This is a genomic window from Mycoplasma sp. 888, from assembly GCF_035609225.1.
GTDB lineage: Bacteria > Bacillota_I > Bacilli_A > Mycoplasmatales > Metamycoplasmataceae > Mycoplasmopsis.
This window is the reverse complement of the sequence record NZ_CP141192.1, coordinates 419807-439358: the sequence shown is the minus strand read 5'-3', so window position 1 is coordinate 439358 and position 19552 is coordinate 419807. Positions and strand designations below refer to the sequence as shown.

At 29.8% G+C, this 19552-nt stretch carries 18 protein-coding genes and 1 tRNA gene; 9 read left to right on the top strand and 10 right to left on the bottom strand.

Features of this window, described 5'->3' with window-relative positions; genetic code table 4:
* Positions 1-2 precede the first annotated feature (2 nt).
* Genes atpA through atpC form a run of 4 tightly spaced genes read left to right on the top strand, consistent with a single transcriptional unit; the run spans position 3 to position 4321 of the window.
* On the top strand, positions 3-1583 hold the full coding sequence (gene atpA, locus U5U50_RS02020) for a F0F1 ATP synthase subunit alpha (protein ID WP_324672309.1): 1581 nt from the start codon (positions 3-5) through the stop codon (positions 1581-1583).
* Positions 1584-1588: 5 nt separating this feature from the next.
* Positions 1589-2446, top strand: a complete 858-nt coding sequence (gene atpG, locus U5U50_RS02015) for an ATP synthase F1 subunit gamma (RefSeq protein WP_324672307.1) — start codon at positions 1589-1591, stop codon at positions 2444-2446.
* A gap of 19 nt (positions 2447-2465) precedes the next feature.
* Positions 2466-3902 (top strand): F0F1 ATP synthase subunit beta, encoded by a 1437-nt coding sequence (gene atpD, locus U5U50_RS02010; protein ID WP_324672305.1) that lies wholly within the window; start codon positions 2466-2468, stop codon positions 3900-3902.
* Positions 3902-4321, top strand: coding sequence for an ATP synthase F1 subunit epsilon (gene atpC / locus U5U50_RS02005; protein ID WP_324672303.1), 420 nt, complete (start codon positions 3902-3904; stop codon positions 4319-4321). The genes atpD and atpC overlap by 1 nt, the downstream gene beginning before the upstream one ends.
* A 449-nt stretch (positions 4322-4770) precedes the next feature.
* On the opposite strand, the gene U5U50_RS02000 is transcribed toward atpC, so the two are convergent.
* Positions 4771-4846: transfer RNA gene (locus U5U50_RS02000), tRNA-His, on the bottom strand.
* A gap of 143 nt (positions 4847-4989) precedes the next feature.
* Between U5U50_RS02000 and U5U50_RS01995 the strand changes: the two genes are divergently transcribed.
* Together U5U50_RS01995 and U5U50_RS01990 are read left to right on the top strand one after the other, a co-directional pair.
* Positions 4990-5787 carry a PTS glucose transporter subunit IIA gene (locus tag U5U50_RS01995; RefSeq protein ID WP_324672300.1) on the top strand — a complete coding sequence of 266 codons (798 nt, stop codon included), beginning with the start codon at positions 4990-4992 and terminating at the stop codon, positions 5785-5787.
* 241 nt (positions 5788-6028) lie between these two features.
* The gene (locus tag U5U50_RS01990; protein ID WP_324672298.1) at positions 6029-7333 is read left to right on the top strand and encodes a hypothetical protein; all 1305 of its coding nucleotides are present in this window, start codon (positions 6029-6031) and stop codon (positions 7331-7333) included.
* A gap of 150 nt (positions 7334-7483) precedes the next feature.
* Here the strand turns inward: U5U50_RS01990 and U5U50_RS01985 are convergent, their stop codons facing one another.
* From U5U50_RS01985 to trpS, 3 genes are read right to left on the bottom strand one after another with little or no spacing between them, the layout of a single operon-like run.
* Positions 7484-8041: a hypothetical protein gene (locus U5U50_RS01985; RefSeq protein ID WP_324672296.1), complete on the bottom strand. Its 558-nt coding sequence runs from the start codon at positions 8039-8041 to the stop codon at positions 7484-7486.
* The gene (gene thrS, locus U5U50_RS01980) at positions 8034-9779 is read right to left on the bottom strand and encodes a threonine--tRNA ligase (RefSeq protein WP_324672294.1); all 1746 of its coding nucleotides are present in this window, start codon (positions 9777-9779) and stop codon (positions 8034-8036) included. Before thrS ends, U5U50_RS01985 begins: the two co-directional genes overlap by 8 nt.
* A gap of 13 nt (positions 9780-9792) precedes the next feature.
* On the bottom strand, positions 9793-10815 hold the full coding sequence (gene trpS / locus U5U50_RS01975; protein ID WP_324672292.1) for a tryptophan--tRNA ligase: 1023 nt from the start codon (positions 10813-10815) through the stop codon (positions 9793-9795).
* Between the two features lie 375 nt (positions 10816-11190).
* Here trpS and rpsD point away from each other — a divergent pair, with 375 nt between their 5' ends.
* From rpsD to U5U50_RS01960, 3 genes are all read left to right on the top strand, one after another.
* Positions 11191-11790, top strand: coding sequence for a 30S ribosomal protein S4 (gene rpsD, locus U5U50_RS01970; RefSeq protein WP_324672290.1), 600 nt, complete (start codon positions 11191-11193; stop codon positions 11788-11790).
* A gap of 27 nt (positions 11791-11817) precedes the next feature.
* Positions 11818-12030 (top strand): 50S ribosomal protein L31, encoded by a 213-nt coding sequence (gene rpmE / locus U5U50_RS01965; protein ID WP_324672288.1) that lies wholly within the window; start codon positions 11818-11820, stop codon positions 12028-12030.
* Positions 12031-12209: 179 nt separating this feature from the next.
* Positions 12210-13202, top strand: coding sequence for a YwaF family protein (locus U5U50_RS01960; protein ID WP_324672286.1), 993 nt, complete (start codon positions 12210-12212; stop codon positions 13200-13202).
* A gap of 81 nt (positions 13203-13283) precedes the next feature.
* Here U5U50_RS01960 and U5U50_RS01955 read toward each other — a convergent pair whose 3' ends face one another.
* The 6 genes from U5U50_RS01955 to U5U50_RS01930 form a co-directional block, all read right to left on the bottom strand.
* Positions 13284-15335, bottom strand: coding sequence for a hypothetical protein (locus tag U5U50_RS01955; protein WP_324672285.1), 2052 nt, complete (start codon positions 15333-15335; stop codon positions 13284-13286).
* Between the two features lie 2 nt (positions 15336-15337).
* Positions 15338-16117, bottom strand: a complete 780-nt coding sequence (locus U5U50_RS01950) for an ABC transporter permease (RefSeq protein ID WP_324672283.1) — start codon at positions 16115-16117, stop codon at positions 15338-15340.
* On the bottom strand, positions 16110-16949 hold the full coding sequence (locus U5U50_RS01945) for an ABC transporter permease (RefSeq protein WP_324672280.1): 840 nt from the start codon (positions 16947-16949) through the stop codon (positions 16110-16112). The genes U5U50_RS01950 and U5U50_RS01945 overlap by 8 nt, the downstream gene beginning before the upstream one ends.
* Entirely contained in the window at positions 16933-18318 is a 1386-nt protein-coding gene (locus U5U50_RS01940) for an ABC transporter ATP-binding protein (protein WP_324672278.1), read from the bottom strand. Before U5U50_RS01940 ends, U5U50_RS01945 begins: the two co-directional genes overlap by 17 nt.
* 30 nt (positions 18319-18348) lie before the next feature.
* On the bottom strand, positions 18349-18501 hold the full coding sequence (locus U5U50_RS01935) for a hypothetical protein (protein ID WP_324672276.1): 153 nt from the start codon (positions 18499-18501) through the stop codon (positions 18349-18351).
* Positions 18502-18681: 180 nt separating this feature from the next.
* Positions 18682-19551: a hypothetical protein gene (locus U5U50_RS01930; protein ID WP_324672274.1), complete on the bottom strand. Its 870-nt coding sequence runs from the start codon at positions 19549-19551 to the stop codon at positions 18682-18684.
* Position 19552 lies beyond the last annotated feature (1 nt).

The following is a 19552-nucleotide window of genomic DNA, read 5'->3' as shown; positions in this document are numbered from 1 at the left end:
TTATGGCTATCAAATTAGATGATATTTCTGCAATCATTAAAGAAAGAATTCAAAACATTGGTAAAGTAGCTGACAGATCAGAAATTGGTCAAGTTATCTCAATTGGTGATGGTATTGCTGTTGTATCAGGTCTTCAAAAGGTTAAAAACGCCGAAATCGTAGTTTTTGATAACGGTGTTTATGGACTTACTTTAAACCTTGAAGAAGAAACAGTTGGAGTTGCTTTATTTGGTGATGCTAACTCTGTTTCTGAAGGGGACATTGTTAAAAGAACAGGTCAAGTTATTGATGTAAATGTTGGTGATGCTCTTTTAGGTAGAGTTGTTAACGCCCTTGGAGAACCAATTGATGGTAAAGGTAAAATTCAAGGAACAATTAAAAGTGAAATCTTTAAAATTGCTCCTGGTGTTATGACTAGAGAAGAAGTTAACCAACCACTTGAAACAGGTATTATTGCGATTGACTCAATGATTCCAATTGGTAAAGGTCAAAGAGAGCTTATCATCGGTGACCGTCAAACTGGTAAAACAGCTATGGCTATTGATGCTATTATCAACCAAAAAGGTAAAAACGTTAAGTGTGTTTACGTAGCAATTGGACAAAAGAACTCAACAGTTGCGCAAATTGTTAACAAACTTAATGAATTTGGTGCGCTTGATTACACAGCAATAGTTGTTGCAGGAGCTTCAGAATTAGCTCCACAACAATACATTGCTCCATATACAGGAGTTACTATTGCAGAATACTGAATGTCTCAAGGACAAGATGTATTAATTGTTTATGATGATTTATCAAAACACGCAGTTGCATATAGAACGCTTTCACTTCTTTTAAGAAGACCCCCTGGTCGTGAAGCTTACCCTGGAGATGTTTTCTACTTACACTCTCAACTTTTAGAGCGTGCAGCTAGACTTAACAAAGAAAATGGTGGAGGTTCAATTACTGCTCTTCCAATCATTGAAACTCAACAAGGGGATATTTCAGCTTACATTCCAACTAACGTAATTTCAATTACAGATGGTCAAATTTTCACAAAAGAATCACTATTTAACTCAGGACAAAGACCTGCTGTTGATATTGGTTTTTCAGTATCTCGTGTTGGTTCAGCTGTGCAAATTAAAGCTATGAAACAAGTTGTTGGTTCACTTAAGCTTGAACTTGCTCAATACAACGAAATGTTAGCTTTTGCTCAATTTGGTTCAGACCTTGATGAGTCAACTAAATCAATTTTAGAACATGGTGCTAAAGTATATGAACTTTTAAAACAAGAACAATATTTTGCGATTCCACAAGTTACACAAGCTATTATTCTTTTAGGAGTTAAAGAAAGAATTATTAACCCACTTCCAAAAGAATACATTAAAGAATACAGAGATAACGTTATTGCGTTTGTAAACAAAACAGCCGAAGGTATGGAACTTTTTTCAAACATTGCTTCAAAAGGTTTATTCACACCTGAAGACTATCAAACAACAGAAAAAGTATTAGTTAAGATAGTACAAAACATCATTGCTACAATTCCTAACTATGATCCTAAGTTGCATAAAGCATTTCCTAAAAAATACAATGACTTACTTAAATAATTAAAATGGCAAACTTAAATTCAATCAAAAATAGAATTAATGTAATTGACAATACCAAAAAGATTACTAATGCTATGCAATTAGTATCAACTGCTAAATTACGTAGAATTAGAACTGAATTTGAAAGTATTCAAACATATTTAAATTCACTAAACGAAATGTTTAGAGAATTAGCATCACACGTTGAACCAAGAGAGTTTTATTCAATTTTTCCTAAAAACACTAATGTTGATTCTGATTTACACATCATCATCACATCTGATTTAGGATTATGTGGTTCATACAATACTAATATTGTTAAATTACTTAAAGAAACTCTTAAACCAAGCGACAAAATCATTGTGCTTGGAGGAAAAGGACTTGCTTTATTACATTCATTTAAATATGATGAACAAGTCATTTCTAAATACACAGAACTAGGAGATAAAATCTCTTATGAAATTGGTTCTGTTGTATCTAAAAAGGCTTTTGAAGAATATTCAAACAAAAGAGTTGTTAACATTTACATCTATTACACAGAATTTATTAACAACATTACACAGGAAGCTAAAAAAATTAAACTCTTTCCACTAGACATTGAATCTGAAAATGCTAGTGTGCAAGCTAGAAACACAATTGAATTTGAGCCTAACTCAGAAGTGGTGCTTAAAAACTCAATTCCACTTTACTTAGCAAGTATGATTTACGGACTTGCTACAGGTTCAAAAGTTTCAGAAATTGCTTCAAGACGTAATGCTATGGAAAATGCTACAAATAATGCAACAGACTTAGTTGATGAGTTAAGATTACAATTTAACAGAAAACGTCAAGGTAATATAACTCAAGAAATCAATGAAATTGTAGCTGGTGCAGATGCTGCTTAATTAAAATAAGGAGGAATGAATGGTAAAAAACAAAGGAATTATCGTTCAAATTTTAGGTCCAGTTGTGGACGTTAGATTTGAAGAAGGAAAATTACCTCACTTACTTAATGCTGTTGAATTAGAACATGATGGAAAAGTTTACACATTCGAAGTTGCTCAACACATTGGGGATGATACAGCTCGTACAATCTCAATGGTTTCTACAAATGGACTTCAAAGAGGAATGGTTGTAACTGACACAGGTGCACCAATTTCTGTACCTGTAGGAAATGTTGTTTTAGGTAGAATGTTTGACGTTTTAGGGAACCCAATTGACAACTTACCTTTACCAAAAGACATTGAAAGAGATCCTATCCACGCATCAGCACCTTCTTATGAAGAACAAAAAACTTCATCAGAAGTGCTCGAAACAGGAATTAAAGTTATTGACTTACTTATTCCTTATGCAAAGGGTGGAAAAATCGGTCTTTTTGGTGGAGCTGGAGTTGGTAAAACAGTTCTTGTTCAAGAGCTTATTAACAACATAGCTACAGAACACAATGGACTTTCAGTATTTGCTGGAGTTGGAGAAAGAACACGTGAAGGAAATGACCTTTACTATGAAATGAAAGCTGCAGGAGTTTTAGATAAAACTGCACTTGTATTTGGACAAATGAACGAACCACCTGGGGCACGTATGAGAGTTGCTCTTACAGGTCTTACAATGGCTGAGTACTTTAGAGATAAACAAAATCAAGATGTGCTTTTATTCATCGACAACATCTTTAGATTTACACAAGCTGGTTCAGAGGTTTCTGCTCTTTTAGGACGTATGCCATCAGCTGTTGGTTACCAACCGACACTTGCTACAGAAATGGGTGCGCTTCAAGAAAGAATTACTTCAACACGTAGAGGTTCAATTACATCAGTTCAAGCTGTTTATGTGCCTGCTGATGACTTAACTGATCCAGCGCCTGCTACAACTTTCACTCACTTAGATGCTAAAACAGTTCTTGACCGTGGAACAGCAGCGCTTGGAATTTATCCAGCTATTGACCCACTTAACTCTTCATCAAGATTACTTGATCCATTAATTGTTGGATATGATCACTACAAAACAGCTCAAGAAGTTGTTGCAATCTTACAAAGATTTAAAGAACTTCAAGATATTATCGCAATTTTAGGGATGGGTGAATTATCTGAAGAAGATAAGAAAATTGTTAACAGAGCAAGAAGAATTAGACAATTCTTATCTCAACCTTTCACAGTTGCTGAAAAATTCAGTGGTATTAAAGGTAAATATGTTCCATTATCTGAAACAATTAGAAGTTTCAAAGTTATTCTTTCAGGTGAATTAGATAACCTTCCAGAAGAAATGTTCAGATATGCTGGAAGCATTGATGATGTTATTGAACGTTACAAAAAATATCAAGAAGAAAATAACATTTCAACTGAATCATCAACAGATAAAAAATAATGAATAATACAACTCATTTATTAATCGCAGTACCATCAGGTGTATTTTATGAAGGTGATGTAAACATTGTTACATTAAAAACAGCGTCAGGTTACATCGGACTTCAAGCTAATAGAACACCACTTTTCTCAAACATTGAAATTTGCAACTTATCAATCAAACCTGAAAATGGTGAAGAAATTCGTTGCTACATCGGTGGTGGTCTTGTATATGCTGATGAGAAAAAAGTATCAATCATAACAGATGATATTATCAATGTTAAAAACATTGATGTCCAAAGAGCGCTTCGTGACCGTGATAAACTTATTAAACAAATCGAAGAGGCTTCACACAATGATTCAGTAAACAAAACAAAATTAGAGTCTAAACTTAAGAAAACTCTTTTTAAAATTGATGCATACAATTTATTCAATAAATAATATTTGCAACCTTTTTAGGTTGCTTTTATTATGAACTTGATGTAAAAAAAAGGAAAACAAAAAAGTTGCTATTAACAACCCCAGTTTCCAAGTTCTTTCAATTAATTTTAAAAATAACCCTTATTTATAGAGCTAAACCGGGACACAAAATTGGATAAATTAAACTTTTGTCCATTTTTCGAGTCCCAGTTTACTTTAGAATCTGTTTGATTTCCAGGATAAATTTTATACTGAAAAGGTATTCCATTACCATCAATTGTCATTGTTATGAATATTTGATTTACGTTATGTTTACTATCTTTTGAAAATCCTTTTGATTTCAAACCATTGTTTGTAAAACTTTCATAATATATCTTTAGATATATTAAAAAAAGAAGAGCACAACTTGAAAACTCAGAATGTAAAAAAAGGAAAACAAAAAAAGTTGCTATTAACAACTTTCTTTCATATGGGGCGAACGACGGGATTCGAACCCGCGCATGATGGGACCACAACCCACTGTGTTAACCACTTCACCACGTTCGCCATAAGCAAAACTATTATACCACTATTTTAAGCATATAGTAAACAATTTAATTAATTTTCAGACCTTATTTTAAGGTTTTAAAATCTATTTTCAACATTATAAAAATGATATAAAATTTATTTTATTTAAGGAGTATATTATTATGACTGAAAGAGATAAATACATAGACCTATTAGTAAAAATTGTTGATGCATTCGGTGGAATTGACAATATTACTTCATTCAATAATTCAGCATCACAATTAAGATATGATGTTAAAAATGTTTCATTAGTTTCAAAAACAGAATTTGAACAATTAGATGCTACATCAGTTAAAATTTTCGAAGCACAAAAACACGTTCAAGTTGAATTACCAAATGCAGAAGCCTTAAATGCACTTATCAAAATTAACAAAGACTTAATTTCAACAATGTGTAAATCAGTTGAAGTTTCAACTGTTTCAACATCAAATAATGCTACAGCATCTGCTCAAGCAGTTTCAGAATTAGAAATCTTAGCACCTGCTTCAGGACACATCGTTTCGCTTGAATCATTAAATGATGGTGTATTTTCAAATGATTTAGTCGGAAAAGGATTTGCAATCAAATTAGATGGAACATCAGGTAAAATTGTTGCTCCATTTGATGGAAAAATAACAATGCAACCAGCAAGTAAATCACAAGTTATCTTATCTAACACATCGTTAGGTGTTGAAGCTGTTATCGTTTTTGGTTTAAACTCATACAAATTAGATGGAATTGGTATGGATGCTAAAGTTTTATTAAACCAAGAAGTTAAATCTGGAGATGAATTAATCGTTTTAGATTTAAACAGATTTAAAGCAGAAAACATTGATCAAGAAATTATTTTTGCATTAACAACTGATTCAAAATTACAAAACTTTAAAAACTTAGAACACAAAATCATCAAACATTCAGAAGTTATTGCTAAATTAGTTTAATCTTTAGATTAAACTGAGTTGTATATCAGAGCAGAAAAAATCTGTTCTTTTTTATTTATTAAAAAAATATTTTTCGGGTGATATATATTTCAAAAAAGTTTTATAATAAAAGTACCTCATTATTTTGATACTTAATGAGGTAACCTGGAATTAGAGAATATAAACTCTTTGATAGCCTCTTTTTCAGGGCACGAGCACCATTTAAATGGTGCTTTTCTTTTTTGTATTAAAATTTTATATTATGAGTAAAAGTAAGAATATCAAAAGACATAGATGATTTAGTCACACAGAATTATTGACAGGTTTTATAGATCTAAAAACACGAGAAGTTCATAAAGTCTTAATTACAAATTCACTTTTAAATAAGTTTGCTAATCCAAATCCAAATATTAAGGATGATTTTTCATCATTTTCTGATAGTGATTTTACTGATAAGGAAATTTTTGAGAATGTTCAAGAATTATTCAATAACAAGCAAACTGAAGTAGATTTTTCGACTTTGTATCAAAACTCAAACAATAAAGAAAAAACTAAATATGAAATATATACTGATGCCATTGAAAAATTAGCTATTGGAAAAATAACCGATGTTTCAAAAGTAGCAAATTTTAAAGGTAAAATGCCAGAATACTTATTTAAAGCAATATGTTTCACAGATTCAAAAGTAAAGAATCGAGAAAAGTTTAATATTGATGACATATTGAAAAAAGATGAGGAATTTATAAAAAATAAAAAGGTTGCTGAGTATTTGAAAAAATTCTTTGAAAAGGGAAAAGATAATTTCGCAAATTATCCTGCTAAAAATCACAATTATTTCAATTGTAAAAAATTTGAAGCAGATAATCCTGTATTATGATTTGTATATTACTTCTTGAAACTAATATTTCACGATGAATCACTTGTGAAAATATTTGATGAAAGTGAGACATGAAGATTATGATGATATATTATTTGTAGCAATAAAACAGAAAATTATCCTAATTCACTTACATTTATTCTTGCAAATTACTATCATTTTTATGCTGAAACATTTTTATATCTTAAGACATTAGAAATTTCTGATTTTAATCACATAGACTCAACTGAAGGAACATTTTCAGACAAAAAGTTTATGATTGATTTGGATAACGTAAATGTATTAAAGCCATTTATTTATGATTTCAAGACTTATTCTGATTCTAACTATCTAAAAAGTGACCGAAATATTCATAAATTATGTTGGTATATTTACATTCATGTTAATAATGGAACCAACAAAAATCATGAATATAACTCATTAATTAAAAGTATTGAATTTAAACCTGAGAAACCTACTGAAACAAATGTTATTGTTTGTGATCAACAGTTACCTGCTAAAAACAATGATACTCAAGTTAAAAAGCAAATCTCTGTTGAAACTGATCTTGTGAATGATGTTGCAACTAAAATTAGTACTAAAAGAAAAAATGTGAAGGACAGAGTTGCGTGAGCTTTCTTAGGAGTTATATTAACATTAATTTTGATAGGAATTCTTCTTGGTATTCTAAAAGTGGTTGGATTAATGTAACTAGATTGATAAAAGTAAGATAGAAAATCTAAAAAAACTGTTTTTCTGTCTTATTTAAGATCAATATGACTGGTAGATTTGTTTTATAAAAAGTATATTAAAAATTCCTATCGCTTCAGCAGTGATAGGAATTTTTAATAATTATTAATTTTAGTTTTTTGGTTCTTCTTCTAAAATTGATTTTTGTTTCTTGAAACAACCTAATAATTTCTGGGTTTTTAATCTTATGTCACTTACAAATTTTGGTGTAACAAAGTATAAACATAAAGCATATAAGATTACACAAACACCAAATACTACAGTTACATCATAAGGGAATAATAGTCATTGTGGTTGTCAACTAGCTTCAGCTTTCGCTCTTCCTTCGTTAACATTGATCATTCTAGGAACTCAAAATAGTGTAATTATAATTCCAATAATAAATACATAGTTAATAAGTCTTCAAACACTCATTTTTTCTTTTAAAACAACAAAGAAAGCATATGATAAAACTAAAATTGGAAAGAAAATTGATGCTAATATACGTGCATAAAGAGGTACATTATAAACAGAATTTGGAACAATTCTATCCCAAGGAATGATGTTTCCACTTGTTAAAATCATCGCAGCTGCTAAAACCCAAAATATTGCTAAAAATGATATGTATCAACCATTAACTGGTTTTTTAATTTTCTTTTCTTTTTTATTTTCTTGTTTTTTATTATTCACGAGAATCTCTCAATCTCATCATTTTTAGGACAAATTCTGCAACAGGCATTGTTGTTGTTTCTTGTTTACCATATTCACGGTATGAAACAGTTTCATTTAATCTTTCAGATTCTCCGACAATGATTTGGAATTTAGATTTTGACATTTGTGCTTCACGCACTTTTTTACCTAAACGTTCTTCACGATCATCTAATTTAGATCTAAAGTCTGCATTGAATAATAATTGGTTGATGTCTGATGCGTATTTTATATCTTCTGGATTATTTGTAGCAGGAATAACTGTGAATTGTTTAGGTGCTAATCAGAATGGAAGTACACCTTTTGTTTGTTCTAAAAGAATTGAAACAAAACGTTCATATGTTCCAATAAGACCTCTGTGGATCATAACTGGACGTTCTTCTTGATTGTCTTTGTTTGTGTATGTAATATCAAATCTTTCAGGTAATAAGAAGTCAAGTTGTAATGTAGAAACTGTGATTTCGTGTCCTAAAGCTGTAAAGATTTGAATATCCATTTTAGGTCCATAGAAAGCAGCTTCTCCGATTTTTTCTTCGTATTTGACACCTAATTCATTAAGCACTTTTCTAAGTTCGTTTTCAGCTTCATTTCACATCTTGTCATCTGAATAGTACTTATCTGTGTTTTGTGGATCTCTTAAACTTAAAGAAACGTAACTAATTTGAATTTTAAAGATTTCTAATGTTTCTTTAATTAATTGATACATTGATTTGAATTCTTGAGCAATTTGATCTTTTCTAACAAATAAGTGCCCTTCTGTTAAAAGCATTCCTCTAACACGTTCAAGACCTGTAAGAGCGCCTGATTTTTCATATCTGTAAAGTTGTGATTGTTCTGAATATCTAATTGGTAAGTCACGGTATGAACGTTTTTCTGTGTTGTAGCAAATAATGTGGTGAGGACAAGTCATTGGACGTGCAATTAAATTTTCATTTTCAAGCACAACTGGTTTAAACATATCATCTTTGTAGTGAGCTAAGTGTCCTGAAATTTTGTAAAGTTCTTCTTCACCAAAGTGTGGTGTTAAAACTTCTGTGAAACCGTATTTTCTATCCGTTTTAAGAATAAGGTTTCTAATTTCATTGTGAATGTACATTCCATCTTCTAATCAGAATGGTAATCCTTGACCACCTAATTTGTTGAATGTGAATAATTTCATTTCCTTGCCAATTTTACGGTGGTCTCTTTCTTTTCTATCTTTAAGGATTTGTAAGTATTCTTCAAGTTCTGTTGCTGAATCTCAAGATGTTCCATAAATTCTTGTTAATTGGATGTTATCTGAATTTCCTCTTCAGTATGCACCAGCTAAGTTAAGTAATTTAAAGTGTTTAATCTGTTTTGTGTCTTCAACGTGTCCACCAGCACATAAATCAACAAAGATTGTTTCATTACTTAAAGGATCTACAAGAGCATAGAATGTAACTTCTTTACCTTCTGATACTAATTCATCATAAAGTTCTTTTTTGTAAGGTTTGTCTTCAAATGAATATTCATCAATTGAAACTTGCTTCATGACCAAATTTCTTGAAGCAAGTTTTTTCATAAACTTTTCAATTTTAGGCAATTCTGTTTCTGAAAGTGGTTCAGAAAATTCAAAGTCATAGTAAAAACCTTCTTCAGTAGCCGGACCAAATCCTAATTTAACATTTGGATAAAGTTTTTTAACAGCTGCACCAAGTAAGTGACTTGTTGTATGGTTAAGTTTTTTATTAGCTTTCATATTAATTTACCTCTTATTTATCATTTTTAGGTTTTGTCAATGAGGAATAGAGTCCCATTTTTTTCATTAACTTGTTTAAATTATAATCTGCAATTTTAGAAGCTCTAATTGCACCTTCGTCAGTTATTTTGTCAACTTCTTTTAAAGCTGCATTGTATTTTGATTGAATATCAATTAAAAGATTTTTAACTGATGTAGCAACTGCTTCTTTGAATTCTTTATAGTTTTTATCTTTAAATAATTCTTCTACTTGTTCAAGTGTTATGTTATTTAATGAAGCATAAATATTAAGTAAGTTTAAAATACCAGGTTTGTCGTTTGAAATATATACTTTACCTTCCGAGTCAGTAACTGCTTTCATAATCTTGTTGTAAGCTTGTTGTGAGTCTTCAAGTAAGTAAATGGTTGATTTGGTACCGTGTTCACTTTTTGACATTTTAGCAGTAGGATCAGTAAGTGATTTAATTCTTGCTCCAACTTTAGGAACAACTCCGTTAGGAATTGTGAAGTTAGCATTGTATTTTGAATTAAATCTTTCAGCAATGTTTCTAGTCAATTCAAGGTGCTGAGTTTGATCTTCTCCAATAGGGACCACATCAGGATTATATAAAAGAATATCAGCAGCCATTAACACTGGATACATTAAAAGACCAGTAGGTATTTTAGAAGTTCCGTTAGCTTGTTTGATTTGTTGTGACTTATCTTTGAATTGAGTCATTCTTTGTAATTCGCCAATTGTTGTTTCTGATGTACAAAGTCAATTCATCATTCCGTGTGCACTAACCTGTGATTGATAAAAAATTGTTACATTTTCTGGATTAAGTCCACAAGCTAAATAAAGTGCAACAATGGTTTTTCTTGCTTTTTTAAGTTCAGCTGGATCGACACTTCCAGTTGTAAGTGCGTGTAAGTCAGCTACAAAAATGTATGATTCATAATCATTCTGCATTTGCACAAAGTTTCTAATTGCACCAATGTAATTACCTAATGTTAAATCACCAGTTGGTTTTATTCCACTTAATAATTTTTGTTTCATAACACTCCTTAACTAATTAATAAAGTTATTTATTAATTATATTGTTTTTTAAATAATGTATATTCATTTTGTTGATTGATTTTACAAATGCAAATACCTGAATTTAATCAAACAAAATCAATTAATAAATTAAGTAAAAATAAGCAAACTAAAAATTCTTTTAAATAGGTTATATAGAGCTAAATAATAATTCATTATTTATAAAATAATGATAGAATAAATAAGCATAAAACAGCAGTTTATTATGACTTTTAAATAAATTTAACATGACTATAACATTGCAAGTAGATTAGCTGATTTAATCCAAAGCATTAAGTTAAATTTAACTAGTTAGAAATAAACCCTCTAAGTTATGCAGAAAGAGGTAAAAATACTATGTCAAGATACACAGGACCTGTATTTAAAAAGTCACGTCGTTTAGGATTCTCTATCTTAGAATCAGGTAAAGAATTCGCTAAAGGTAAAAAGAGAACTTATGCTCCAGGACAACACGGAAACAAACGTGTTAAATTATCTGAATATGGATTACACTTATACGAAAAACAAAAAGTTAAACACTTATTTGGTTTAAATGAAAAACAATTAAGAAGAGTTTTTGAAAAAGCTGTTAAAGCTAAAGGAATTACAGGGACAAACTTACTTCAATTATTAGAAGTTCGTTTAGACAACTTAGTTTATAGAGCAGGATTTGCTACAACAAGAAGACAAGCTCGTCAACTTGTTAACCACGGACACTTTGTTGTTGATGGCAAAAAAGCTAACATCCCTTCTATGTCAATTTCATTAGGTTCAGAAATTACTCTTAAAGAAAAATCAAGAAACAACAAACAAATTCTTGAAGCTATGGAACAAAAAGCTGCTTCAGCTTGAATGACAAGAAAAGACTTTTCAGTTAAATTAGATCGTTTACCAGAACGTAACGAAATTCACTCAGAAATCAAAGATCCTTTAATCGTTGAGTTCTACTCAAAATAGTAATTAGGAATATTAGGAGTTTTATTTATGAAAAAAGATATTCACTTACCATACCACGAAGTAAACGTTACTTGTTCAACTTGCCACAAAGCGTTCCAATTCAAATCAGTTAAACCAAACTTTACAGTAGACGTATGTTCAGGATGCCACCCAGTTTACACAGGGTCAAGAGCACAAGTTAAAGCGACAGGTAGAATCGACAGATTCAACAAAAGACTTGAAAAAATGAACGGTAAATAATTATTGTTTCATTTATACATCTAACTCAAATTACTTTATGTAGTTTGAGTTTTTCTTTTTTACCTAAAAACAAGGTAATTTAGTTTATTTACTAAATTAAATAACTTAATAATAAAATTTTACTTTTATATATAAAGAATTATAATTATTAGCAATATATAAACCTTTAAAGGAGCATTATGAACTTTGAAGAAAAATATTTTTTCTTAAAACCTGGATTCTGATCTTGAACCGGTAGTGGTGAAATATCAGAGACAATGCTAGCTCAAACTAATTTAAGTCTTAGATTATCTTGAGTTATTGCTATGTTGATTATTTTTGTTATTTGAATCTTCAAAAGACAAATACATGAAGCAATTAAGCGTAAAAATGTGTCAGTAAAAACTCAAGAAATATTAATTAGAACTGCAGGAGCGCTAACACTTACATTTATTGTCGCTAGAGCTATTATGTTTGGAGTTACACAATATCCAGGTAAATGAGAAACTATACCACTTCATATGTGTAGAATTTTAGGGATTTCAATCGGTATTGTGCTTTTGTTAAATAAACCACAATGAATGAAATATTTAATTTCACTTAGTTTCCTTGGTGCAACTATTGCACTTATATTACCTGATGTTAAGATAAATTACACGCCTGATGAAACGTTTACAGCATTTGGCAAATCCTATGAAAAAGGTAAAGAATATGAGTTCCATATTTACTACGATAACTACATATTCTATGATTTAATGGCGCTTCACGTATTTATATTGCTTTCTACATTTATTGTTTCTATTGTGTTTCCATATTCAATAAGAAACAAAGATATCTTAAGAACACTTGCATTATTCGGATCACTTGTTGTAGCTTGCTTCTTTTTAAACTGAGCACTTGATGACTTAGCGCCAAGTGCTTGAAAGAGCAATTACATTTACGTAGGAAAAGACAAATATAATCCATTCTCAAGTTTAATTGGTCCATTAATGAAATGACCATTTAATGTGTTTACATTAATTGGATTAGGAACACTTTACTTATATGCATGTGCTGGTATCTTTATTCTTCAAGATAAAATTATTTTTAACTTTGGAAAAGGTAAGAAATTCTTATCATTTGGTAAGTCTTCAAAACAATTCTTAAAACCTAAATTCAATGTTAAAAAGTATGATAATTTATATGTATTTTAATTAGAAAAAAGCAATCAAATTTGATTGCTTTTTTCTTTTATCATAGTATACAAACTGTAAAAAAAGAGCAGTCATTACTGACTACCCTTTAGTTTTTTCATTGTAATATGTGCTTGTACTTGATGAAAGTTCATCATCAATTGGTTGAAGTGTTTTGTGAATTGTTGAACTATTATTGATTTCATAAATATCAATTGCGTTAGCATCCATTCCATCTTCAGCTGAAGCAAAGTAGTTTCTAAGCACTAATTCATAATCAACTGCTTGTGCAGGAACATAGTTAATGTAATTGAAGTTTGTTAAGTTTTTGTATCCACCAATAACATCTTCATTACTTAAATCAAGGTATGAAATTACTTTTGCAATGTAAGATTTAATAAAGTCTGCTAATTTTTGGATTGCAATTTCTGCATTTTCATCTTTTTGTTCTTTAAATATTTTTTCATTTTCAAAAACTAATGCAAATAAGACTTTAATTTCATCATCTGCATTTTCAGGTAATGAAAGTGCTGAAACATATTTATCTGCTTCTGGATATGTAAAATTCTTAATATCAGTTGCAACTTGTATAAAGAAGTTGTTTAAGTTTTTTGTTTTGCTAAAGTAATCTTTAAATCTGTAAGGATAGATGTTAATTCTATCGTCTAGATCAACATCTTCTTCAAGTTCGTGATGTAAGAATTTGTTGTGTTTTGCATTTAATTCAAGATACTTATCTAAGTACTCTTTGTTATCAGGAAGTGATAAATCAAGTAAGTCAGCATATTTGATAATTACGTTATTTAATTTGTCTTGATTTTCATTTTCGTCTATGAGACCTAGCTCAACAAATTTATCAGTAGCTAATTCTTTAAATGCACTTGGTGAATTTTCTGTACCTGTTTGAAGAACTTTTCATCTTTGTGCAACAGCGTGTTCAATGAATAATTGTTTTTTAAGATCAAATTCTTGTTTTTCATATTTTTTATCGATATGTTCGAATTGTTCTGCTAATTCTGGTAAGTTATCTAAGAATCCATCTCTAATTGTTTCTAAGTAGAGTTTGTTTGATTCTTCTGTGTTAACTTTAGATAAAATAAGTCCATCGACTAATAAAATGTTTTCTTTAGGTTTAATAACTCTAATGTTACCATCTTCAACTTTACCTGGGAAGTTATCTTCTCCATAGTATGCATCAATAGCATCACCATTGTACATAATAGCTGCATTAATATCAGGTCTTTCAGGATTAATTAAGTTATTTAATAATTCAAGCCCATCTCCTTGGAATGAGATGTTTTTGTGTCCAATTGGGAAACCTGTTCCATCTTTAATAAGTGAAACAAATGAATCAACTAAACCTTTGTATGTTTCTTTTGTAACTGCACCAGTGAACTGATCAGCACTGTGAGTTCCATCTGCATTTGTTCAATAAGATGAACCATATAACAAGTTATCTCTAACTGCGTCAGTTATGATTCAAGAATCAAATCCATTATCAGCAACTATTTTAAGTGAGTTGATAATAGAATTTGTTTTATATCCATTATTAAATTTATTAGCGTATAAATCAATATTAATTGCATCATCTTCAGTTTTCTTTTCAGGCGCAATTGGTTTTTTCTTGATGTTGTAAGCAATTACCATATCTTGAGAAAAGTAAGGAAAAAAGTATTCTCAAAGTTCAGGATAATTACCTTTTTCATCTTTAAGTTCTTCACCATTAAATTTAGTCTTCAATTGTTCGTTGTAATCTTCAAGATGCTCTCAAACTTCTGATTTGATAATATTTTTAAGATATTGTTTTGTTTTTTCTCTGTCGTTTTTAAGTTCAGGTTTGTTAAGTAAAATTGAATAATCAATTTTTTGTAAGTATTCTTTTTTAATAAGTGATGCAGCTAGGAAATCTCCACTGATTCCTGCAGCTGCTTTATGGTTGATTAATGCATTATTAAACTCATTAACTTCGTTAAATTCAGCATAACTGAATACATCTCTTAACTTCTCTTTATTATCATCTGACATATATGATCTAAAGTTGTAAAAAGGTGGTTTATAACCATTAATTGCTTTTGAAACAATTAAGCCAGTTCCTACTGCTGCGATTGTTAAAATCCCAGCACTAATTAATGATGTTTTAATAATTTTCTTCATTATTATTTCTTACCTTTCTTAACTGCAACGTAAATAATGTTTCCGATAATAGTTAATACAAGGATAATAGCACCAAAAATAAGTCCTCAAGGCTCAAATGAACCTGCGTATAAATCAGTTCCAACTGTTTGCATATTAGACACTGTTCTAGTGATAATAAAATCATCAAATGAAAGAACAGAAGCTACTATTACAGACATAATAATTGAAGGGATCATATAAACAAAGTAAGTTTTGAATCAAGATCTTAATTTTGAGTATCCTAAATCTTGACTTGCTTCGTAAAGGTTGTTGTTGAATTTTTCACTTCTTGGCAACATAAGTGAAATTGCATATGGAAGTGTCATAATTGTGTGAGCTACTACAACACGTCCAAATCCTTCGCTATCTGTTTGAATAACTCCAAAGAAGATACCAAAAACAAGAACAAGTCCAATAGCTGTAATATTGTCTGGGTTAATAAGAGGAATGTTGATTGTAGAGCTTACGTATGATCTAACAATTTTGTTCTTCTGTCTGTATAGTGCATATACAGTTACAAGTGAAATTGTACATACTAAAAAGCTTACAATAAGCGCTAAAAGTAAGCTGTTTACAAGAGACATTGCTCTGTTGTTATCAAATAAATGAAGTCAGTTTTCAAATGTCCCTTTAGTTCAAGTTGGGTTGAATTGACCTTTTGGTGTTGATTGGTTGAATGAGTAAATAACTCCAAATAAAAGTGGTATATAAACAATTGCTAAAATGATGTAAATATAAGATCTTTTTAAGAATTTACTCATAGTGCGCTCCTTTTTTAAGTCTGAAAATTATTTTAGGAGTTATTAAAATAATTCCATAAATACTTAAGAAAATAGCAGATACCACGATAACTAAAACAGAAACTGCTGCTAAGTCAAATTTATTTCCTGGGTTTGCTCTTGAGTTGATAATATCTCCAACTGTTTGATATTGTGAACCATCTGGTAGAAGTTTTGCTGAGATAACAAAGGTTGTAGCAGATGCAAGGAACACCATACCAAAACCACTTAAGATAGCTCTAATACCATATGGAATAATAACTTTGAAAATTGTTTGAGTTTGATTGTAACCTAAGTCATGACTTGCTTCAATGATGTTTTTTGGCATATCTTTAAACACTGTGTATAAAGGCATAATCATTAAAGGTAAGTTAAGGTACATAAGTCCAAATACCATAAATGCTTCATTGTTTAAACTTTTTGTGTTGTGTGCCATAATCCCTAAGAATAAGGCCTTAATTGAATAAATTCTAGCAATTGTGAAAATTGCAAGTGGCGAAATTATTAAACTAAGTGCACAAATTTTAAAAATCTTAGATTTAGATGTTGAAACAAAGTAAGCGTATGGGAATCCGATGATTAAGCATAACATTGATGCTGCTAATCCGATTCATAATGAACGTCCCATAATTTTTCAAGTACTTGATGACTTGATTAAAACTCAGTTATCAAAACTTTCGTTTGGAATAAGTGCATAAAGCACAATTAAAATAATTGGAAGAATAATAAGTAAGAGCGCAATTAGGAAATAAGGTCAAACTAGGTGTGTTTTTTTATCAAAAGTGAAGTTGAATTTATTAGTTTTGGAATTCATTATTTGAATAATCTCACTTAGCGTCTTTATGCATTAAATGGATTGAGTCAATTGTTCAACTTAAGTAAACTTTTTCACCTAGTTCAAATTTCTTAGATGTTTCTACATAAATAACTGTTTGTTCATCAATTTCAACTTTAATGTAGTAGTAGCTTCCTCTGTAAGAAATGTCAGAAATGTGTCCTGATAATCTGTTTGAAGTTTTAGATGGTTCTGAGTAAATGTCAATATCTTCTGGTCTAATAAGTGCATCAAGTACTTCGCCTGGTTCAAATTCATCTGCTTCATGAATTGTTTTGAACTCTTTGTTTAATATCTTAATTTTGCCTTGTTTTGTAAATTTAGCATCAAAGATGTTTGAATCACCGATAAATTTAGCAACTCAGATGTTAACTGGATAGTCATAGATGTTTTTAGGTGTGTCATATTGTTCAATAACACCATCACGCATAACAGCAACTCTATCTGAAAGTTCAAGAGCTTCATCTTGGTCGTGAGTAACAAAAATAAATGTAAGACCTAATTCTTGTTGAATACTTCTTAATAAAACTTGCATTTTTTGTCTAATTTTTGCATCAAGTGCACTAAGTGGTTCATCTAAAAGTAAGATTTCTGGTTCAATAACAAGTGAACGAGCTAATGCAACACGTTGTTTCATACCACCTGAAAGTTCAGAAATAGCTTTATCAGCATTTCCTGTAAGACCTACAAGATCGATGATTTTGTTAATTTTTTCATCCATTTCTTGTTTTGTCATTCTACGTTTAAAGTGTAGGTTTTGGAATGCTTCGACTTTTAATGCTGTGTAACTTTCTCAATATGAATAAACAAAGTCTGAGTTATCAAGTCATTTTTGAATTTTCTTATATTGGTATGTTCCTTCTTTTAAGTTTTCAAGTTGTTCTTCATATTTTTCTTGTAGCTTGTCAAGTTGTTCCATTTTTTTATGACTTAAAGCATCTCATTTTTTAGTTAATTCTTCAAGAAGTTTTACTTTCTTTTGGTCAATAACTTCTTTAGGAATTCTTTTAAGTTTAAGACCATATGCAATGTTTCCATAAACGTTTAAATGTGGAAAAAGTGCATAATCTTGGAAGATTGTTGAAACATTTCTTTTGTGTGGTTCAAGATCTTTAATGTCTAAACCATTAAATTTGATTTCACCACGTGTAGTTCACTCAAAACCACCAATTAATCTTAAAATAGTAGTTTTCCCTGAACCTGATGGACCTAATAAAGTAACAAACTCACCTGGTTGAATTTTTAAATTAATACTATGTAAAACTGTTTTATTTTGAAATTCTTTAACAACGTCAATTAATTCAATAATTGGTTGTTTATCTTTTTTTCTTTTAACTTTAATAGCCATTATTTTTAATCTCCTTTCTTTAATATAGTTTTAATAGCTATATTTTAAAAGGGAGACTGTATCAAATAAGTTTTCAATGTATTCTTCACGTAAGTATTTTTTAGTTGAATAGTCAATATCATTGAATACTTTTAATACATTTGATATAGGTAAAATTTGAATTAAAAGCGCCTTACTTTTCATAAATGCTATTTTACTAAATTGATTAATTTTGGCCTTAATTTTTTTAACTTTTTTGAGGTAAATTTTGAGCAAAATTTTTTCTGTAAGACCATAAAAATAAGTGTGTTAAAATGGTGTAATTTTAATTGAATTTTGTGCCTTAAATTTAAAACAAAAACCACCTTGTGGTGGTCATATTTGTTAGAAGATAATATTTCTTTGAGGATACTTAAGTACTCCTTGTGTTGTGTTTTCAAAAGTTCTAAGAATTTGGTTTGCTTTATTTAATTCTAATGCTTCTAAATTTATATTGTATAGTTCTTCAATTTGCTGTGCATCAATTTGACCTAAAGATGATTTGAATGCAAAACAAATTGGATCCATAATAATTTGAGAAACACCACTTTCTTCTTTTACGTAAAACTTATAGACAATGTTTGAAAATGCAACATAAAATTCACGGTATCCGGGTTTAATTCTTGATTCAGTTACATTTGAAAAACTTGTTGGTGACATATTTCCAACTGGTTTGATTTCATTTTTTATATATGTATAGTGTGTATGTCCTGAAGTTGCATTATCTTCTGAGAAACTATTGATTTGGTTAATTGCATAGTGTAAATACTCATCTGAATGTCTTGGTTTTGAATCATCTTCAAAATTAAATGATAATAAACCGTAATCATAAAACACAGTGTTAAAGTAGTAAATGTATATTAAGAAGATGTAAATGTTTTCAGATAGCAATTGTGACATTTGTTCTAATGAAGCAGCAAATTCAGGTTTTTGTACACCTTCGTTTTCTTTTTTAAGTTTTAAAACTGTGTCTTTAAGTGTTGCTAATTTACTTCTTAACTTAGTTAAATCTTCATTTGTAAAGTTATCTAATTTTTCTTTGTATTTAGGATCTAATGTAATGTTTTGTTCTTTTAAAAATTCATCAAATTTAGTTACTATGTAAGGTTTAGCTATTTTGTATGAACTACCACTTGCTAAATCAATGCAAGCTACAGAAGCAATTGGTAATGCCGAGAAACTAAGTAAAGAAAGTGAAAATAATAATTTTTTCATA